The organism is Brevundimonas sp. AAP58, from assembly GCF_001295975.1.
Classification (GTDB): domain Bacteria; phylum Pseudomonadota; class Alphaproteobacteria; order Caulobacterales; family Caulobacteraceae; genus Brevundimonas.
Map to the genome: position 1 here is coordinate 35,473 of NZ_LJHU01000057.1, position 17,262 is coordinate 52,734.

The 17,262-nt window shown below is 65.3% G+C and carries 15 protein-coding genes, 1 tRNA gene and 1 pseudogene; 11 read left to right on the forward strand and 6 right to left on the reverse strand.

Features of this window, described 5'->3' with window-relative positions:
- Positions 1–41 precede the first annotated feature (41 nt).
- Positions 42–1,076 carry a sterol desaturase family protein gene (locus IP78_RS08175; RefSeq protein ID WP_197272414.1) on the reverse strand — a complete coding sequence of 345 codons (1,035 nt, stop codon included), beginning with the start codon at positions 1,074–1,076 and terminating at the stop codon, positions 42–44.
- Positions 1,027–1,473 (reverse strand): DUF6491 family protein, encoded by a 447-nt coding sequence (locus IP78_RS15815; RefSeq protein WP_369814684.1) that lies wholly within the window; start codon positions 1,471–1,473, stop codon positions 1,027–1,029. Before IP78_RS15815 ends, IP78_RS08175 begins: the two co-directional genes overlap by 50 nt.
- Positions 1,474–1,646: 173 nt before the next feature.
- Between IP78_RS15815 and IP78_RS08180 the strand changes: the two genes are divergently transcribed.
- The 11 genes from IP78_RS08180 to IP78_RS08235 all read left to right on the forward strand — a co-directional run bounded on the left by IP78_RS08180 (position 1,647) and on the right by IP78_RS08235 (position 14,535).
- Positions 1,647–2,372 (forward strand): response regulator, encoded by a 726-nt coding sequence (locus IP78_RS08180; RefSeq protein ID WP_054111198.1) that lies wholly within the window; start codon positions 1,647–1,649, stop codon positions 2,370–2,372.
- Positions 2,372–3,745: an ATP-binding protein gene (locus tag IP78_RS08185; protein ID WP_054111199.1), complete on the forward strand. Its 1,374-nt coding sequence runs from the start codon at positions 2,372–2,374 to the stop codon at positions 3,743–3,745. The genes IP78_RS08180 and IP78_RS08185 overlap by 1 nt, the downstream gene beginning before the upstream one ends.
- Positions 3,746–3,858: 113 nt before the next feature.
- Positions 3,859–4,272 (forward strand): hypothetical protein, encoded by a 414-nt coding sequence (locus IP78_RS08190; RefSeq protein WP_054111200.1) that lies wholly within the window; start codon positions 3,859–3,861, stop codon positions 4,270–4,272.
- A gap of 30 nt (positions 4,273–4,302) precedes the next feature.
- On the forward strand, positions 4,303–4,848 hold the full coding sequence (locus IP78_RS08195; RefSeq protein WP_054111201.1) for a hypothetical protein: 546 nt from the start codon (positions 4,303–4,305) through the stop codon (positions 4,846–4,848).
- A gap of 146 nt (positions 4,849–4,994) precedes the next feature.
- A complete protein-coding gene (locus IP78_RS08200) occupies positions 4,995–5,669 on the forward strand; it encodes a hypothetical protein (protein ID WP_156320334.1) in 675 nt (224 codons plus the stop codon).
- 204 nt (positions 5,670–5,873) lie between these two features.
- The gene (locus tag IP78_RS08205; protein WP_082384911.1) at positions 5,874–6,155 is read left to right on the forward strand and encodes a hypothetical protein; all 282 of its coding nucleotides are present in this window, start codon (positions 5,874–5,876) and stop codon (positions 6,153–6,155) included.
- A gap of 68 nt (positions 6,156–6,223) precedes the next feature.
- Positions 6,224–7,753, forward strand: coding sequence for an efflux transporter outer membrane subunit (locus tag IP78_RS08210; RefSeq protein WP_054111204.1), 1,530 nt, complete (start codon positions 6,224–6,226; stop codon positions 7,751–7,753).
- Entirely contained in the window at positions 7,750–8,862 is a 1,113-nt protein-coding gene (locus IP78_RS08215; RefSeq protein WP_054111205.1) for an efflux RND transporter periplasmic adaptor subunit, read from the forward strand. The genes IP78_RS08210 and IP78_RS08215 overlap by 4 nt, the downstream gene beginning before the upstream one ends.
- Entirely contained in the window at positions 8,859–12,041 is a 3,183-nt protein-coding gene (locus IP78_RS08220) for an efflux RND transporter permease subunit (protein WP_054111206.1), read from the forward strand. The genes IP78_RS08215 and IP78_RS08220 overlap by 4 nt, the downstream gene beginning before the upstream one ends.
- Positions 12,042–12,128: 87 nt before the next feature.
- A complete protein-coding gene (locus tag IP78_RS08225; RefSeq protein ID WP_054111207.1) occupies positions 12,129–12,824 on the forward strand; it encodes an IS6 family transposase in 696 nt (231 codons plus the stop codon).
- Positions 12,825–13,839: 1,015 nt separating this feature from the next.
- Complete coding sequence (locus IP78_RS08235; protein ID WP_054111209.1) at positions 13,840–14,535, forward strand: IS6 family transposase; 696 nt, start codon at positions 13,840–13,842, stop codon at positions 14,533–14,535.
- Positions 14,536–14,952: 417 nt separating this feature from the next.
- On the opposite strand, the gene IP78_RS08240 is transcribed toward IP78_RS08235, so the two are convergent.
- From IP78_RS08240 to IP78_RS15510, 4 genes and pseudogenes are all read right to left on the reverse strand, one after another.
- A tRNA-Ser gene (locus IP78_RS08240) sits at positions 14,953–15,042 on the reverse strand.
- 93 nt (positions 15,043–15,135) lie between these two features.
- On the reverse strand, positions 15,136–16,077 hold the full coding sequence (locus tag IP78_RS08245) for an NAD regulator (RefSeq protein WP_054111210.1): 942 nt from the start codon (positions 16,075–16,077) through the stop codon (positions 15,136–15,138).
- Positions 16,078–16,080: 3 nt separating this feature from the next.
- Positions 16,081–16,674, reverse strand: coding sequence for a YfbR-like 5'-deoxynucleotidase (locus tag IP78_RS08250; RefSeq protein ID WP_054111212.1), 594 nt, complete (start codon positions 16,672–16,674; stop codon positions 16,081–16,083).
- A 136-nt stretch (positions 16,675–16,810) separates the two neighbouring features.
- A pseudogene (locus IP78_RS15510) lies at positions 16,811–17,262 on the reverse strand (methyltransferase type 11); the annotation flags it as partial.

The following is a 17,262-nucleotide window of genomic DNA, read 5'->3' on the forward strand; positions in this document are numbered from 1 at the left end:
CACCCGCGCGGCCAGGGCCGTCCGCGCGGGTGCCACGGGCCTCAGGCGACGGAGGTGGTCGGGGCGACCTCGCCTGAGCCTCCCTCGTCAACCGGCGCCTCGGGGGGAGGAGCGTCGGTCGAACGTTTCATTGTCTGGGATGCGGCACCCGGGCGGCCAAACAGAGCCCTGAACACGCCGCCAATGGAATCAGCATTGCGGATGTCGTCGATCAGATTGCCCCATTCATGAAGGGCAATGACGAAAGGGTTGTTGGACTTCAGCGGCTGCGTAAGACCGTAAACGATGGGTAGGTCGGCGCGTTCACCCTGGAAGGTGCCGAACAGCCTGTCGAAGATGATCAAGACGCCACCGAAGTTCTTGTCCAGGTAGTCCGGATTCGAGCCGTGGTGCACTCGGTGATGGGCCGGAGTGTTGAGGATCCATTCGAGCGGACCCAGCCGCCCGACGGCCTCGGTGTGTATGAAGTACTGATATTGCAGGTTCAGCGTCAGCAGGGTGGCCACCAGAAGCGGGTGGAAGCCGAGCAGCGTCATGGGCAGGAAGAACACCCAGAGGCCGGAGATGCCGCTTGTCCAGCTCAGCCGGGCTGCGGCCGGGAGCGTTAACTCGTTGGCGGAATGATGCACGGCGTGTGAGGCCCAGAACCACCGGATCGTGTGGCTGAAGCGGTGCTGCCAATAGTAGAAGAACTCCAGCACGAAGAAGCCGACGAGCCATGTCCGCCAGTCGTCAAGCGGCCATTGCACCGGGGCCAGGGCGAACACGCCCAACATGGCGACGCCGATGACGCCGTTCATGAGGCTCTTGAACAGGAACTGGCCGATCGCCGTCCCGACCGTGCCGCCCAGCGCGCCGAGGTCGTAGCCCCGGCCGGTCCGAACGCGCCAAACATACTCGATCGCGGACAGGACGACGACGGCGACAATGAACAAAACAGAAGGCTGAAGACTGGACATGACAAGCTTTACGAGGATCAACGACGGACAGGGCGTTCCGCTTTGAAAGAACAGGGAAGCGCGGGCGTCACTGCGCGACGGGCGAGGTGGCAGACGGGAGAGACGCGTCAGCCTCATCGTCCCACTCATAGAGCGCGGTGATCACGCAGCGCCCTCCACTGCGGGGAGGTCCAGTGAAGACCTGATCGCCGCGAGAGAGACATGACGTTCCGGGTCCACGCCGTGTGGCGATCGCCGCAAAGGCAGACTCCGGGTCACATGTCCCGGAAAGCTCCGCCATGTACCACTCGCCTCGCGCCTCGAGCAGGACGGAATTGTTTCCCAGCGGCCTCCAGCCATCGCTGCGGCCGGGGCAAATCTGGTTCATGGCTTGGCCCTGACGGGCGTTGATCTCGGCGAGCCGCAAGGCCTCCGCTTCTGACCGCGCGGCCTGCTGTTCATTGGAGGTGGCGCATGCAGCCAGAAGGCAAGCGCAGAGCGAAGCGCTCAGGCCGACTTTTGCTGTTGAGGACATGGCGACGGTTCCCAGACGAGGATCATGGGAGGACCCCTAGGCGAGCGCCTTTGCCGTGATTTGCGGGCAATGACCCCGCTTGTCGCCAAATGTTGCAGGCCCGCCATCGGTGGCAATGAACCGTCACAAAATCATCGTGGCGGGCCCGCGCGCCTCCCGTTAGCCTACCCGCCATGGGGGCCGCCTACCGTATCCTGGTCGTCGACGATGACGCCGAAATCCTGGCGCTGCTCGAGGGCGTGCTGGGTCGCAACGGCATGTCTGCGAGGGCGGCCCGAAATGCAGAGGAGGCCGACCGGGTCCTCGAAAGCTTTCCGGCCGACCTGATTGTGCTCGATCTGATGATGGAGGGCGAGGACGGCCTGTCGTTCTGTCGTCGGCTGCGCATGCGCTCGAACGTGCCGATCATCATGCTGACCGCGCTCGCCGAGGATGTGGACCGCATCATTGGGCTGGAGATCGGGGCCGACGACTACCTGCCCAAGCCATTCAACCCGCGTGAGCTGGTCGCCCGCATCAAGTCTGTCCTGCGCAGGACCCGGGACACCAAGCCCGGGGAGGACACAGGCGACGACGCAGTCTTCGCCTTCGGTCCTTTCCGCCTGTCCCAGGCGCACATGTTGCTGGTTCGGGAGAACGGTGATCCCGTGCACCTCACATCCGGCGAGTTCGCGCTGCTCCTTGCCCTGGTGGAGCGCGCCCCCCGGGTCCTGTCACGAGATCAGCTGCTCGACCTGTCCCGGGGCGCTGTTGCCAATCCCTTCGACCGCAGCATCGACAGCCAGATCAGTCGCCTGCGGAACAAGATCGAGGCCGACCCGCGTCGCCCCGACTACATCAAGACGGTTCGCAATCTCGGCTATGCCTTCGCGGCCAAGGTGTCCAGGGTGCCAGCTTGATGGTCTGGCTCCAGCGGGCCGTATCCTCCCTCGTTGTCAGGATCACGGCGCTGACCGTCGCCGCGCTCATGGCCATGTTCGCCGTCCTCTTGCTCCTTGTTCAGACATCGGTCGCGCCCGAAGCGCTTTACCCGCGGGCCTTGACGGACAATGCCGAGAGCATCGCTGAACTGGTCTGGCTCGTGGAGAACTCCCCGGAAGAGATCCAACCCTTCATCCTGTCGGCCTACGGGGGAGGCTATCGCACCGCCGCGATCAGCGAGGACTTTGCGGACGGGCTTCAACCGCGCGCGGGAATGCGAGCAAGGCTCGCGAGCAGCCAAAGCGAAGTGGCCTCGCGCCTGACGGATCGGGAAATCCGTTTTCAGGCGCTGGGGGTTTTAGGCCTCCAATCCCGGCTCAGGCAGGAAGGGGCCGCGCCCCTGGTCGGAACCGCTGCGCTGCAGATCGCCATCAAGCTCAAGGATGGTCGGATCGTGAATATCTGGCTCGTCCCCGCCCTGACGCTTAGTCGGCCTTCGGCGGCCCTGGTCGCGTCAGGGTTTCTCTTGGTGCTCCTGTCAGTCGCTCTCGGCCTGGCGATCGCCGCGGTCACCCTGCGTCCTATCCGCCGTCTTGAGCTGGACGCGGAGCGTGTCGAACTGGGCGATGCGGGCTCTGGCGTTTCCGAGACAGGGCCTGCTGAGTTGCGTCGGGTGTCCGCGGCGCTCAATCGGATGCGGGACCGCCTCACCGGGCTCATCCGCGAGCGGGAGCAAATGGTCGCGGCCATCGCCCATGATGTCAGGACGGGCATCACCCGGATCCGTCTGCGCATGGACGAGCGCGGGGCTGTGTCCGCGAAGGAGATCGAAGGCGATATCGCCCAGATGGAAGCCCTGATCACCGACATGCTCGCCTATGCACGCGCGCAGAGCCCTTCCGGACCCCAGGAGCTGATCCGCCTGGACAGCTTCGTCGCCGACATGTCGAACGCCGCGCCCTATCCGATCAAGCTTGTAGCCCCGTTGGACGAGGATTTCGTCATCGTCGGTGATCCGGTCGCGCTTCACCGGCTGTTCGAAAATCTGATGGAGAACGCCCGGCGCTATGGCGGCGGGAAGATCACCGTTCGGGTCATCGCGACCGAAGGCGGTCGTGAAGTTCGCATCGAGGACGACGGCCCAGGTCTGCCTGAGGATCAGCTCGAGACCCTTTTCCAGCCGTTTCAGCGCGGGGAAAACTCGCGCAATCGCGCCACAGGTGGAACCGGTCTTGGCCTTGGCATCGCTCGCGCCATCGCCAAGGCGCATGGCGCGAGCCTGCATCTGGAGAACCGGCCCGAAGGCGGTCTCGTGGCCATCGTTCGCTTTCCACAGGACCTGCTGACCTAGCTACACGGTTGGTCGGCAATATCTCGCGACAAACGGTTTCAGCCGCGCCAAACCGCTGCACGACGCCGCGCCTAGCCTGTCTCCATCACCACCGGATTTGAAGGAGACCGAACATGATCAAGAAGATTGAATGGCAGCCGAGCCTGTGCGCGCTGCTCGCAGGCGTCATGGCTCTGGCCTTTGCGGACACTGCCTCGGCCCAGTCGCTGGAGCAATTGCGAGAGGCAGACGCCAATGGCGACGGAAGCGTCACGTGGCAGGAAATGATGGACATGCGCGTCAGCGTCTTCGAGCGACTCGACCGCAACGGAAATGGAGTGGTGGAAAGCAGCGACAGCCCGGCCTTCGGTCCGGGACGGAGCCGCTTCGAGCAAGCCTTCAACAGCCTGAGGGCGGCCGACGCCAACCGCGATGGACGGATCACGCGGAGCGAAATGCTCAACGCCCCGGCCCCGCTGTTCGAGAACGGCGACACCGATCGCAACCGGGTCCTCAGCGCGAGCGAACTGGCTGCTCTGCGCCGCTAGGCGCGCCGGCCCATCAAGAGGCATCATCCCATGACCTCCCGCAAACACACCGCCCTCACCACGATCGCAATGATCGCGTCGTGCGGTGCGCTCGGCGCCTGCGCCGTGCCCGTCACCATGCACTCTGGCGTCGCCGGATCCGTCGCTGCCGCTTCCGATGAAACCACAGGCGCAGGCCTCTACTATCCCCCGGCCTCAAGCGTGGAGACGCCAGACATCCTGCTCCAGCAGCTGCCTGGCGTCGGTCCACAACAGCGACAGTCTTTCGTCGATCAGGTGAACCTCGCCGTCGGCACACCCGGGCGATCCGTTCCCATCGTCGCGCAAGCCGTCGGCACCAATCGGGAGACACTGGTCCTCCTCTATGTCGGTGGCGAGGGTGCGATGACGCCCTATCTCGCGCGCGGCGTTCTCGCGCGTCTGACCGCTGTCACGCGTTCCGCTCCGGCCATTCAGGCGATGGGGCTCAGCAGCGAGTTCGATGCCTACAACATGGCCGCGGTGCTTGGCTTTGGGCGGATCGTCGTCACCGACGGGCGCGCCTTCGCTCATCAGGCCAATCTTCGTCAGAACTGAGCACCAAGGCGACATTCTGCAACAAAGCGTCGCCTGACCGGCAACTCCCAGCAATGGGCGCCGCCTAGACGCTAGGCCTGGTTGCGCCGGGCCAGGCGCACCCTGCACCTCCCCGTTTGACCTTCGACAAAATCAGGAGCCGACCGATGAAAACACAATCTCATGTCTCAGTGCTGCTCGCGAGCATCAGCGCTCTCACCCTGCTGGTGGGGGCCGCCACCCCCGACGCCCAGGCGCAGGACAGACGCGAGGAGCGCCGTGAGGCGCGGCGCGGCGCCGAACCCGTGACCCGATCGGATCAGGTCACAACGGGTCGTGGCGAATTTTCACGCAGGATCGAGGGGGACATCAACGCCGAGGGCGACCGGGCCTACCGCTCGCGGACCGTGACGGGTCCCGAGGGGCAGACGGCGGGGGTCCTCGGTGAGTTCAGACGCACCGAGACCGGTGCAGTCACGTCCCAAACCTTCACCGACCGTGACGGAGACACCGCCGGCCGCTCGCTGACGCGCTCGATTGACGAAGGATCGGCCAGTCGTCAACGCGAGGCCTACAGCCGGTCTGGCGAAACCGCCTCCGGAAGCGATACGGTCACCCGCACCGACACGGGGGCCATGCGGACCAGGCAGTTCGAGACAAGCGCCGGGCGCGGCGGTGCCGTGGACTCTGAAGTCGCCCGCACCGACGACGGCGGCAGCTTCAACCGCACTGTGACGGATGCAGACGGCAACGCGGTCGCGGCTCGCGAAACCACGGTGACCAACGACGGTGACGGCCTGAACAAGACCACGACCGTTACAGCTCCCGACAGGGACGACTGACGTCACTCGGCCCGAGGATCGCGGGCAATCTCGGCCGGTCACGATCTGTCTGGACCGGCCCCCCGACCTGGACGGCAACATTTCGCCACAATCCGCGACGCCGACGGCAAATCCAGCTTTGCCTTATGCGCTAGTTCACCCGTTGTGCACCAGCGAGATGCGCGTGCGTCGACTGCGATCTTGAACCTCAGAGGAGGCTCGAACATGCCCGCCTTTCGAAAGCGTGTGCTTTTGGCTGTGCTTGGTTTCACCGTTGCCAGCGCGGCAATTGCTCAAGATCAGACCTACGAAGAGGCTCTGGCGGAGCTGAGGACCCAGTTTCGCCGCGCCGACGTCAACGGCGACGGCAAGCTCAGCCAGCAGGAGGCCAGTAACGCAGGCATGAGCCGTCTGGCCTCGAACTTTCGTCGGGTCGACACCGACCGTGACGGGTTCGTGACCCTGCCGCAACTCGAGGCACGACTGGCTGATCAGTACGGCCGATGAGCCTGATCCGCGTCGACAATAGTCCTAGAGGCTTGCCTCGACGCGGACCTCGCGCATCCGAACAGCGGATGTTTCGCAACGGTGCGGTGCCGACGCTTTGCATTCTGCTGTTGTCGGCGTGCGGGACGACGATGCCCATGGCGGCCTTGCCTCAGGCGGTTGATCCGGCTTGGCTGACGGAGGCCGGGCCGGACGTAGTCCCGCAGCAGTCCGACTGGTGGCGCGCCTTTGGGGACCCGACGCTCGACGCCCTTGTGGTTCGCGCGGTGCAGGACAGCCCGAACCTACAAAGCGCCGCCGCCAAGATCGCCCAGGCCCAGGGACAGATGATGTCCACCGGGGCGTCTCTCGGGCCGCAGTTCGCCGCTGCCGCCGGGTCGAATGTGGTTCGCATTCCCCCCGCCCTGGCCGAACGGATCGACCGGATCGACCCGACGATCTACTCCGCCAACCTCGGGGTTCAGAGCAGTTGGGAGCTCGATTTCTGGGGCGGTGCGCGCAACGCCGCCCTCGGCGACGCCTATGCCTATCTCAGCGCCCAGCAGGCTTACGATGCCGCGCTGGTGTCGCTGATCGGTCAACTCGCCAGCGCCTACATCGACTATCGCACCAGTCAGGCCCGGCTGGCGTTGGCCCGGAACGACGCCGCGCTTCGAACACAAAGCCTGGCCTTGGCCGAGGCGCGTCATCGCCACGGATTGACCGACCCCAGCGATCCCGCTCAGGCGAGGCTGGCGCTGCAGCAGCAGGAGGCGACCGTTGCGGCGCTGGTGCTGGATGTTGAGCTGGGTCGACACGCGATTGCTCTGCTGACCGGCACGACCGACGCAGAGATCGCCGACATTCTCATTGATCCAATTCCCATTCCGGCCGCGCCCTCACCTCCGAATCCGGGCGTGCCTCACGATCTGCTGCGCGCTCGCCCCGATGTGCTGCAGGCCGAACTCGTGGCCCGCTCGCAATACGCCAGGTCGAACAGCGCGAAGGCCAACCTGTATCCCTCCTTCTCGCTGTCGGGATCGATCGGGCTGAGCTCGAACACCATCGGCGAGTCCTCTCTGCTCGACATCTTCAGCTGGGACGAACGCAGCGTGAGAGGTGGCCTGTCGATCGTTCTTCCGCTCTTCCAGCGGGATCGGATCATGGGGCAGGTGCTGGTGCAGGACGCCGGCCTGGAACAGGCGATCCAGGCCTATTCCCAGGCCGTCCTCGCCGCGCAGCGCGATGTGGCCGACGCCCTCGCGCAGTACACGGCCGCCCGCGATACCGCCGAAGCTCTGGGGGCATCGACAGCGGAGAGCGAACGATTGGTCCAGCTTGCCTCTGATCGCTACGCCCAGGGCGGAGCCGCCCGCCAGGACATCCTTACGGCCCAGTTGAACGACAGCGCGGTTCAGGACGCCTTGCTGCAGGCCCGGGGCAACGTCGCCATGGCCTACGTCGCGCTCAATCGGTCGCTGGGTCTGGGCGCCCGCGCACCCGGGATGCCGACGCGAATGTCCGCCGAGACCAGCCAGCGGATGCAGGCCCGCACGCGGTGGGGCGACCGTCTCGACGAGCTCGACGGCTCGGTCAGCCAGAACGAGGGCGAACGATGATGGGGCGATACCTGACCGTGGCGGCCGTTGTGGCGGCGACGCTTGTCCTGTCGTCTTGCGGCCGCTCTGACGGCGGAGCGGCCGACGGGCAGCCGCCGCAGGTGACCGTGGCTCGGCCGATCAAAACGGAAGGCGCGAGCGTCCTTGAGCTGACAGGGACCGTCTCCGCGTCGACGTCTGTGGACCTGACCCCACAGGCCTCGGGTCCCATCGTGGCCAAAGCCTTCACGGACGGCTCTTTCGTTCGTCGCGGTCAGCCCTTGTTCCGGATTTCGCCAGAGCCCTACGAGGCGCAACTGGCCCTCGCCACCGCCGCGGAAGCGCAGGCGCGCGCTCAGTACGATCTGCAGCAGCGCCTCTGGGCGGACGACGCCACCTCACGCAACAACCTGGACAATGCGGGCCACGCCCTGGCTCAGGCCGAGGCCAATTCTCGGCTGGCGCGGATCAACCTGTCCTACACGGTCGTCCGGGCTCCGTTCAGCGGCTGGATTGGGTCGACGACCGTCGATGTCGGCGACTTCGTCTCGGCCGGGACGGCGAGGCTGGCCACGATCCAGCGGTTGGATCCCGTCCATGTGGAGTTCAGTCTGGGCGAGCGGCAGGTGCTGCGCATTCTGGAAGCGTTACGGGCGCGGGGCGAGACGGTGACGCGCTCGGGGCGCGGATACCCCGTCGCGGTCGGTCTGCTGGATCAGACGGATTTTCCCTACGTCGGCGCTCTCGACTTCGCCGACCGGCGGATTGATGCATCGACCGGCGCTCTGCAGGCGCGCGCGATCGTGCCGAACACCGGCCGGACCGATCTTCTTCCAGGCATGTTCGCACGTGTGCGGATTGAGCTCGGAGCGACCGAGCCGCGAATGGAGGTGCCCGCGTCCGCGATCCAGAGTGATCCCCTGGGCGATTACGTCCTGGTGCTTGACGCCGAAAACACGGTCCGCCGTCGCGACATCGAGGTCGGAGCCGATTCAGGTCGCAACCGCATCGTTCTCAGAGGGCTGAGCCCCCAGGATCGCCTCATCGTCAACGGACTGACTAATGTTCGGCTTGGCCAGCCTGCCCGTGTCGTCAGCGCGTCGGCTCCTGCTGCGACGGCCGCGCCGTGATCGCCCGCTATTTCATCGACCGGCCGGTCCTGGCCAATGTCATCGCCATCCTGATGATGGTGATCGGCGGAATCGCGATCTTCGCGCTGCCCGTCGCGCAGTATCCGCCGCTGGCCCCGCCGACGATCTCGGTGACGGCGAGCGCGCCCGGCGCGAACGCCCAGACCATTCTGGAGACCGTGGCCCGGCCGATCGAACGACAGGTCAACGGTGTCGAAGGCATGCTCTACATGCAGTCGACATCGTCCAACGACGGTCGCTACTCGCTCCTCGTCACCTTCGAACCGGGAACCGATCTCGACGCCGCCCAGGTGCTGGTCCAGAACCGCGTGGCGATCGCCCTGCCGCAGCTGCCACAGTCGGCCCAGCAGCAGGGCGTCGTCACCCGGCAGCGATCGACCGCGATCCTGCAGATGGTGACGCTCGTCTCGAAGAATGGCGACTACAATGGTCTCGAGCTGGCCAACTTCGCCGGCGCGCGGATCCGCGATGAGCTGGTGCGTCTGCCGGGGGTGGGCGACGTCACCGTCTTCGGCGTCGGCGCCTACAGCATGCGGGTCTGGCTGGATCCCGAACTGATGAGCGCACGAGGGCTCCAGCCCAACGACGTTCTCTCGGCGATCGCCCGCCAGAGCCAGCGGGTCAGCGCCGGCAGCATCGGGTCGACGCCGGCGCGGCCGGGAGAGCTTTTGCAACTGTCCGTCGATGTCGACAGCAGTTTCGAAACGCCGGAGGACTTCGCCAGCATCATCGTCAAGTCGGGCAACGAACCGTCCGCGCCCCTGACACGGCTGGGCGACGTCGCGCGGGTCGAGCTGGGCAGCAACAACTACGGTCAGAACTTCCGCTACGACGGCCAGCCGGCCGCTGGGCTCGCCATCTATCAGTTGCCCGATGCGAACGCCCTCGAGACGGCGGAACGGGTCGAGGAGACCCTGGAGCGCCTGTCCGCGCAGTTCCCGCCGGGTCTGGAATACACGGTCCCGCTCGACACCACAGAGTTTGTCGAAAAGTCGATCCACGAGGTCTACAAGACTCTGATCGAAGCCGGAATTCTCGTGCTGCTGGTCATCCTGCTGTTCCTGCAGGATTGGCGCGCCACCCTGATCCCGGCCACAACCGTCCCGGTCACGATCATCGGCGCCTTCGCGGCCATGGCGGCCCTGGGCTTTTCGATCAATCTCCTGACGCTGTTCGCCATCGTCCTTTCGATCGGCATCGTGGTCGATGACGCGATCATCGTCGTCGAGGGCGTAACCCAGCGGCTCGAACAGGGAATGGCGCCCCGTGAAGCGGCGGCCGCGGCGATGGGTCAGCTGCTGGGGCCGATCCTCGGCATCACCCTTGTGCTGATGGCCGTGTTTCTGCCGGCGGCCTTCATGCCCGGCGTGACGGGTGAGATGTATCGCCAGTTCGCCCTGGTGATCGCCGCCACGGCCTTCCTGAGCGCGGTCAACGCCATAACGCTCAAACCCACCCAGAGCGCTCAGTGGCTCCGCGCCAAAAAGCAGGACGCTGAGGGTGCCGCCCCATCGAAACACCCCCTGGCCCGGTTCCGGCGCGGGTTCGAAAGGGGATACGGCTGGCTCGAGCGACGGTATCTCGCGCTCGTCGAGCGGATCGTCCGCCGGAGCGTGATCGCACTCATCATCGGGCTCGCCCTGTGCGGTCTGGCGGTCATCGGTCTGGTCCGGACGCCGACGGGGTTCATCCCGACCGAGGACCAGGGATACATGCTGGCCATCGCGCGGCTGCCGAGCGGGGCCACGCTCGAGCGCACCGAGCGGGCGACGGCCGAGATGACTAGCATCGTGCAGGCCCACCCCGCTGTCGAGCACGTCATCGCGATCGACGGCGTGTCCGCGCTCGACAACAATGCGTCGCTGGCCAGCGCGGGGCTGCTCTACATCGTGCTCAAGCCCTGGGATGAGCGCGACAAGATCGATGGGGGCGATCTGCCCGCGGTCTTCGCGGCGTTGAATGAAAATTTTCGATCGGTCCAGGACGCCAGCATCCTTCTGACCGTTCCGCCGTCCATTCCCGGCCTTGGCCTGTCAGGCGGCTTCCAGATGCAGGCCCAGTTGGTTGATGGATCCGTTGACTACGGGCGTCTGTCCGAGGCGACGAACGCGATTGCCAGCCGGGCCGCTGACGATCCCGCGATCCAGCAGGCGTTTTCACCTTTCCGCGCCGATGCGCCTCAACTCTCGGTCCGCATTGATCGGGAGCGTGCTCAGGCGCTCGGCGTGGCCCCCGATGTCGCCTTCGACGCCCTGACGACCTATCTCGGGTCCTCGTTCGCCAATCAGTTCACCCGGTTCGGGCAGACCTACACCGTCTTCGTCCAGGCCGACGCCGAACATCGGATGGACGTAGAGGACATCACACGGCTCTCTGTTCGCAGCCGGTCGGGCGCCATGGTCCCGCTGTCGGCCTTCGCCAACGTGGAGCGGACGACGGGTCCGGCGCTGATCAGCCTCTACAACCTCTACCCGACCGCCGCCATCAACGGATCGGCCGCGCCGGGTTACAGTTCAGGACAGGCGCTGACAGTCCTCGAACGGCTCGCGGAAGAAACCCTCCCCAGCGGAATGTCGTACGCCTGGACCGGCCTGTCATATCAGGAAAAGCTGGCGGGGAGCGCGGCCGTGGTCATCTTCGCCCTGTCCATTCTGCTCGTCTATCTGGTGTTGGCAGGGCAGTACGAAAGCTGGCTCCTGCCGCTCAGCGTGATCGGGGCCGTGCCGCTCGCGCTCCTGGGAACAGTGGCCGTTCTGCTGGCGCTGGGTTTGCCCAACACGATCTACACGCAGATCGGGCTTGTCCTGCTGATCGCGCTGTCGGCGAAGAACGGAATCCTGATCGTGGAGGTCGCCCGCGAACGCAGGATCGAGGGCGAAACGATCGAAGCCGCGGTGGTCCACGCCTGCCGCGAGCGGTTTCGACCGATCCTGATGACGTCGCTGTCGTTCATTCTCGGTGTCGTGCCTTTGATCCTTTCAGACGGCGCAGGAGCGGCGGCGCGCAAGTCGATCGGCGTCGCCGTCTTCTCCGGGATGATCGCGTCCACCGTATTGGCCTTGGTGTTCGTGCCCGCCTTCTTCGTTGTCCTGTCCCGTCTCAGTGAGACGATGGAGCGACGCGCGCGTCGGCAGCCGAAACTGGAACCCCACGTCTAGCCAAGGACGCTGGCGTGGCGGTGCTGTCAGTCTAACCCTAACCGGTCTCTACTGATATGCTGAAAAGGTCATGCAGGGCAGGGACTTATGACGAAACTCAGCTTAAAACGGCATCGGTTCAAAAGCGACGTCATCAAGCGTGCGGTCTGGCTTTACTACCGCTTCAATCTGAGTCTCAGGGACGTCGAGGAGATCCTCGCCGAGCGCGGGATCGACGTCTCCTACGAGGCGATCCGCGACTGGTGCCGGAAGTTCGGATTGCAGATCGCGAGGAATCTGCGGCGACGCCGACCGGCGCCTTCGCCGCGCTGGCATCTCGACGAGATGGTGAGCGCGATCGGCGGGCGGCACATGTACGTCTGGCGCGCGGTCGACGACGAAGGGGAGGTGCTCGGCTCCGCGGTCGAGCGCCGGCGGGACGCGGCGACCGCAGAGAGCTTCCTGAGAAAGCTGCTTCGGGATCAGCCGGTTGTGCCGGAAAGGATCGTCACCGACGGTCTCGGCTCCTACAAGACCGCGCTGGATCGGCTGGGACTGGGCGATCGACATCGCCCCGGCCGCCTCCGCGAGAACAATCGCGCGGAGAACTCGCACCTGCCGATCCGGAAGCGCGAGCGGCAGATGATCGGCTACAAGAGCGCCGCGTCAGCGCAGCGGTTTCTTACCGTCCACGCGGCCGTCTGCAACACCTTCTACACCCAGCGGCATCTCGTCAGCCGACGCACGCTTCGGAAGCTCCGGGCGCAGGCGCACGCGGCCTGGACTGCGGCTGTGGCGTCGTGAGTGAGGTTGGACATCTTGGCGGAGAGCGGGAGTTAAGTTGACAGCACTCGGCGGAGGTGCCCACCTAATCCAGAATGGTGTTCCGCAGAACGCCGGGGAATGGAGGGAGCTTGGCATCGCTAGTGCGACTGGAGCGCTCAGTGGCGCTGCGGTGGCTAATGGCAGATCGCCAACGACGGTTGGGGCGGTCACTGGCGCGGCGCAAAGCCTTGCCACTGACGTAAGCAGGGGCGACGTGAATGCGGGCTCTGTCGGGCGTGCAGCCGCATCAGGGACGGCAGGTGCTACGGGGGGGCGACTTGGCAGCGCTCTTGGAAGCCGGGCTGGATCGGCGGTTGTGAGCAGGACGGTTCGTGGAATGAACAGCATCCCTGCTGGAGCCGGGGCGGGTGTCGCGGCGAGTGATGTTGCGAGTGGTGCGACCGGTAACGTGGTTTCAATCGCTGCATCTGGAGCGGTTGTTTCAAGTGGTCGCGCCACACAGGCTGGATCTGATGCCGCTAGTCGGGCAGCAGTAAACAATCCCGTAACTAGAGAGACAACCGCATGGGAGCATTGCATGCGGTCTGGCCGGATCCCATGCTAATCAATAGGGCGATCCTCTACATCATGATTTTGGCTAGGGTAGTATTTTACTCGGGAGGGATGTTGCTATTTTTATCAGCGCTGAACGTGGTCCCTGTCATGCTTGAGAATATTGTTATGAAGCGTTCTGTTTTCGCCGAAACTCTCGATCCAATTGTTTCGTCTCTGAAGCTGTGGGGCTTGTTTGTGGGAGTCATGGTTATCGTCTGCTCCGTCATATTCTGGAGTCCGATCGGAAGGAGCAATGATACTCCTTAAGGCTGCTGCCCTGGAGGATCCTGGTCAGCAGTGATGAGGTGAGCCGGTCCCCGACAAGGCCGCCTGACTAAGGGGGACCGTTAGACCGAAGGCTGCGACGCTGCGGTGCTGTCAGTCTAACGCTAACTTGTCTCTACTGATAAGGTGAAAAGTCCATGCAAGGCAGGGACTTATGGCAAAGCTCAGCTTCAAGCGGCACCGGTTCACAAGCGACGTCATCAAGCGCGCGGTCTGGCTATACTATCGCTTCAACCTGAGCCTCCGGGACGTTGAGGAGATCTTGGCCGAGCGTGGGATCGACGTCTCCTACGAGGCCATCCGGGACTGGTGCAGGAAGTTTGGTCTGCAGATCGCCAGCAACTTGCGGCGACGCCGACCAAAGCCTTCGCCCCGGTGGCATCTCGACGAGATGGTCAGCGCGATCGGCGGCCGGCGCATGTATGTCTGGCGCGCGGTGGACGATGAAGGCGAGGTGCTCGGCTCCGCTGTCGAACGTCGGCGAGATGCAGCGACTGCCGAGAGCTTTCTCAGAAAGCTGCTGCGGGATCAGCCGGTTGTGCCGGAGGCGATCGTCACCGACGGGTTGGGATCCTATAAGACCGCTCTCGATCGACTGGGTCTGAGCAACCGCCATCGCCCCGGTCGCCTCCGCGCGAACAATCGTGCTGAGCACTCACACCTGCCGATCCGGAAGCGCGAGCGGCAGATGGTCGGGTTCAAGAGCGCCGCCTCAGCCCAGCGTTTCCTCACGGTCCACGCTGCCGTCTACAACACCTTCTACACCCAGCGACACCTGGTTAGCCGGAGTACGCTGCGCACCTTCAGAGCCCAAGCTCATGCCGCATGGAACGCGGCGGTCGCCGCATGACCGACACTGCTAATCTGAAGAGGGCAGGGGAGTTAAGTTGACAGAACCGATCAGAAGACTGCCTTCATCGCCTGATCCGGGGTCTGGTTTCCCTGTTCAGAGCCTGAAAATTCCCTGCTAGCGCGGAGGCGCAGCTTCAACCACCGCCCGGCAAACCCAGTCCTGGCGGGGGTTTGCGCCTTTTACCGCCTGCGCCGGGCATCACAATCGGCGTCCAACTCCCTGTTAATTTCCCTGTTAGCAGGGAAACTCATGCGGATCTTTGCGCCCTTGAGAATGGGGCGCGCAAAAGCCCGCCAAACCGGCCCTCAGGCCTGGCGCGCACACGCGATCGCATGAGTTGGAAAACACGCGCTCCCGACACGTCGGGACCCCGTCGAGAGCATCTAAGTGGTTGATTCCACTGAAGGAAATGGCTGGCGGAGAGGGGGGGATTCGAACCCCCGGTACCCGTAAAGGCACGCCGCATTTCGAGTGCGGTACATTCAACCACTCTGCCACCTCTCCGCGGGGACCAAGCGCTTGGTTGAAAGCGAGGCGCTTCTCTAATCGGGCCGAGCGGGTGCCGCAAGCCGGAAGTTTCGCCGGTCTGCGGCCGGATCAGCGCAGGGCGGGAAGGGCTAGCCCCGGTGCCTGGCCGTCAGCGTTGGCGGCACCCGTATAGCGGAACAGCTCGGCGGGGCGCCCCCCCGTCCCCGTCGACAGGCAACCGGTTGGCGCAACGAGACCCGTGCGTTCCACGCCGCGCCGGAAGTTCTGCTTGTGCAGGCTCAGAGCCACCACGGCCTCGGCGGCTGCCTGCAGCTCAGAGAGGGTGAAGGTCTCCGGTGCCAATTCGAAGAGCACGGGACGGTAACGGAGTTTGCTTCGCAGCCGTCCCAGCCCGGTGGCCAGGATGCGTCGGTGGTCCGATGCCATCGGGCGATCCCCGAGGTCTATCAGCCGGGCGTCGTCGCGGTCGCGCACTGCTTCTGCGACCAGCCCTGTCTCATACAGCAGCTCGAAGCGCTCCAGAACCCGCGCCTCGTCCCAGCGCTGGGATGCTTCGCTGGGGAAGAGGGCGTCGATCCTGGCCTTGCGGCGGGCGTCCCCCGCAGCCCATCGCGACAGGCAGAGCATGATCGTGTCGAGCGCCGCCCGACCGCCCCCGCGACGGTCTTCCCACGGGAACAGCTCAAGCACACCGGTCCAGCGCGCGCCCGGCGGCGTCATGTCCACGGCGTCCGAGGTCAAGGCGAGGTAGCCCACGGAGATTTCGCGCAGCTGATCCGGTCCAGGCGTGGCGCGCGGCGCGTCCCGGCCCGCGTCTCCGAAGGTGTAGAGCTGCTCGACGAAGCCCAGCTTGAAACCGGTTTGAGCGGTCACGAAGGCCCGCAAGGCCAACTCGAATGTCCGGTCGTTGGCGGGGTCAAAGGGACCGGACGGCAGTGCCAGCTCGCCCTCGGCTGTCTCGGTGGTCAGGGCGCAGAGGCGGCCGGAATGCAGCGCCATGACCACCGCTGACAGGCTGATCCGCACCCCATGTTCCCCGCCCCAGCTCATGGCCTATTCCGTGTGCCAGGCGTCCGGACCGGGCAGGACGCCCATCGCCTCGGACAGGATGCGGTAGCGTTCGACATAGCGCGCCTGGGCCTGAGCCGGCGGAAGGGGGTCTATAGTCAGGTCGTAGCCGACCGGCGGCGCTCCGAAGAAGCCGAGCGCCTCGGTCTCCGTGAACCCGGCCAGCTGCGTAGCCTCAAGGAAGGCGCAGGCCTTGTCGGCCGACTTGATCAGCTTCTTGATCTCGAGCGGCGTCTTGGCGGGCAGACCGAAGCGGACGTGGATGGCGTCCTCCAGCCGGGCTTCGAACGCCTTGTAGCTGACGCCCAGAGCTGCCTTGAACGGCGAGATCATGTCGCCGATGACGTATTCCGATGCGTCATGCAGCAGGGCCGCCAGCCGCCATTTGGGCTCGAGCCCCGGCCGGATATGGGCAGCGATCTCCTCGACGACGCAGGAATGCTGCGCCACCGAAAAGGCGTGCTCGCCGATGGTCTGCCCGTTCCAGCGAGCCACGCGGGCGAGGCCGTGGGCGATGTCCTCGATCTCGATGTCGAATGGCGATGGGTCAAGCAGGTCCAGCCGCCGTCCCGACAGCATCCTCTGCCAGGCGCGCGGCGCGGGCTTGGCGGCGGGTCGGCGGGTGGGCTTGCGGGCGGCGTTGGCGTCCAAGGCGGCTTCCTGTCGGTCGGCGGGTCAGGTGACCTATCCCGCGCTCGGGATCAAGCGCTGCCGATCATTCGCCGACGTTCAGCGTCACCAGATCGCGCGCCGAATCGAGCACCCCGTCGCTGTTCCGGTCTTTGGCTCTGACCACGGCGATGACGACAGGACCGCCGCTTGGGCCGCGCGCCTCGAAGCCGACCAGCCGCCAGCCCTCGTCGGCGGGCCGATCGTCCGTCAGGATGTAGGTGGTGCGGATCGCTTCGCCCGGGATGCGGGTGCGGATTTCGGCCGCGTCGTCCCGGGCCTGGACGCTGACGGTCTCGTCCCTGGATGAAATGTCGACGCTGCCCGAGACGTCGTCGGCCTCGATAGAGAAACCGCCGATGCGCACGTTGGCCTGGTCGCCGTTCGCATCGACCGTCAAGCCTGGCAGGCGCACGTTGGCCCGGTCACCCTCGGCGTCGACGGCGAGGCCGGGCATGCGGACGCGGGCGGTTTCGGCGGAGGCCGATGCCTCGGCTG

Coding starts and splice junctions, on each gene's coding strand:
- IP78_RS08175 (WP_197272414.1), bottom strand. CDS start 1,076: ATGAGGCTGACGCGTCTCTCCCGTCTGCCACCTCGCCCGTCGCGCAGT.
- IP78_RS15815 (WP_369814684.1), bottom strand. CDS start 1,473: ATGTCCTCAACAGCAAAAGTCGGCCTGAGCGCTTCGCTCTGCGCTTGC.
- IP78_RS08180 (WP_054111198.1), top strand. CDS start 1,647: ATGGGGGCCGCCTACCGTATCCTGGTCGTCGACGATGACGCCGAAATC.
- IP78_RS08185 (WP_054111199.1), top strand. CDS start 2,372: ATGGTCTGGCTCCAGCGGGCCGTATCCTCCCTCGTTGTCAGGATCACG.
- IP78_RS08190 (WP_054111200.1), top strand. CDS start 3,859: ATGATCAAGAAGATTGAATGGCAGCCGAGCCTGTGCGCGCTGCTCGCA.
- IP78_RS08195 (WP_054111201.1), top strand. CDS start 4,303: ATGACCTCCCGCAAACACACCGCCCTCACCACGATCGCAATGATCGCG.
- IP78_RS08200 (WP_156320334.1), top strand. CDS start 4,995: ATGAAAACACAATCTCATGTCTCAGTGCTGCTCGCGAGCATCAGCGCT.
- IP78_RS08205 (WP_082384911.1), top strand. CDS start 5,874: ATGCCCGCCTTTCGAAAGCGTGTGCTTTTGGCTGTGCTTGGTTTCACC.
- IP78_RS08210 (WP_054111204.1), top strand. CDS start 6,224: ATGTTTCGCAACGGTGCGGTGCCGACGCTTTGCATTCTGCTGTTGTCG.
- IP78_RS08215 (WP_054111205.1), top strand. CDS start 7,750: ATGATGGGGCGATACCTGACCGTGGCGGCCGTTGTGGCGGCGACGCTT.
- IP78_RS08225 (WP_054111207.1), top strand. CDS start 12,129: ATGACGAAACTCAGCTTAAAACGGCATCGGTTCAAAAGCGACGTCATC.
- IP78_RS08235 (WP_054111209.1), top strand. CDS start 13,840: ATGGCAAAGCTCAGCTTCAAGCGGCACCGGTTCACAAGCGACGTCATC.
- IP78_RS08245 (WP_054111210.1), bottom strand. CDS start 16,077: ATGAGCTGGGGCGGGGAACATGGGGTGCGGATCAGCCTGTCAGCGGTG.
- IP78_RS08250 (WP_054111212.1), bottom strand. CDS start 16,674: ATGCTGTCGGGACGGCGGCTGGACCTGCTTGACCCATCGCCATTCGAC.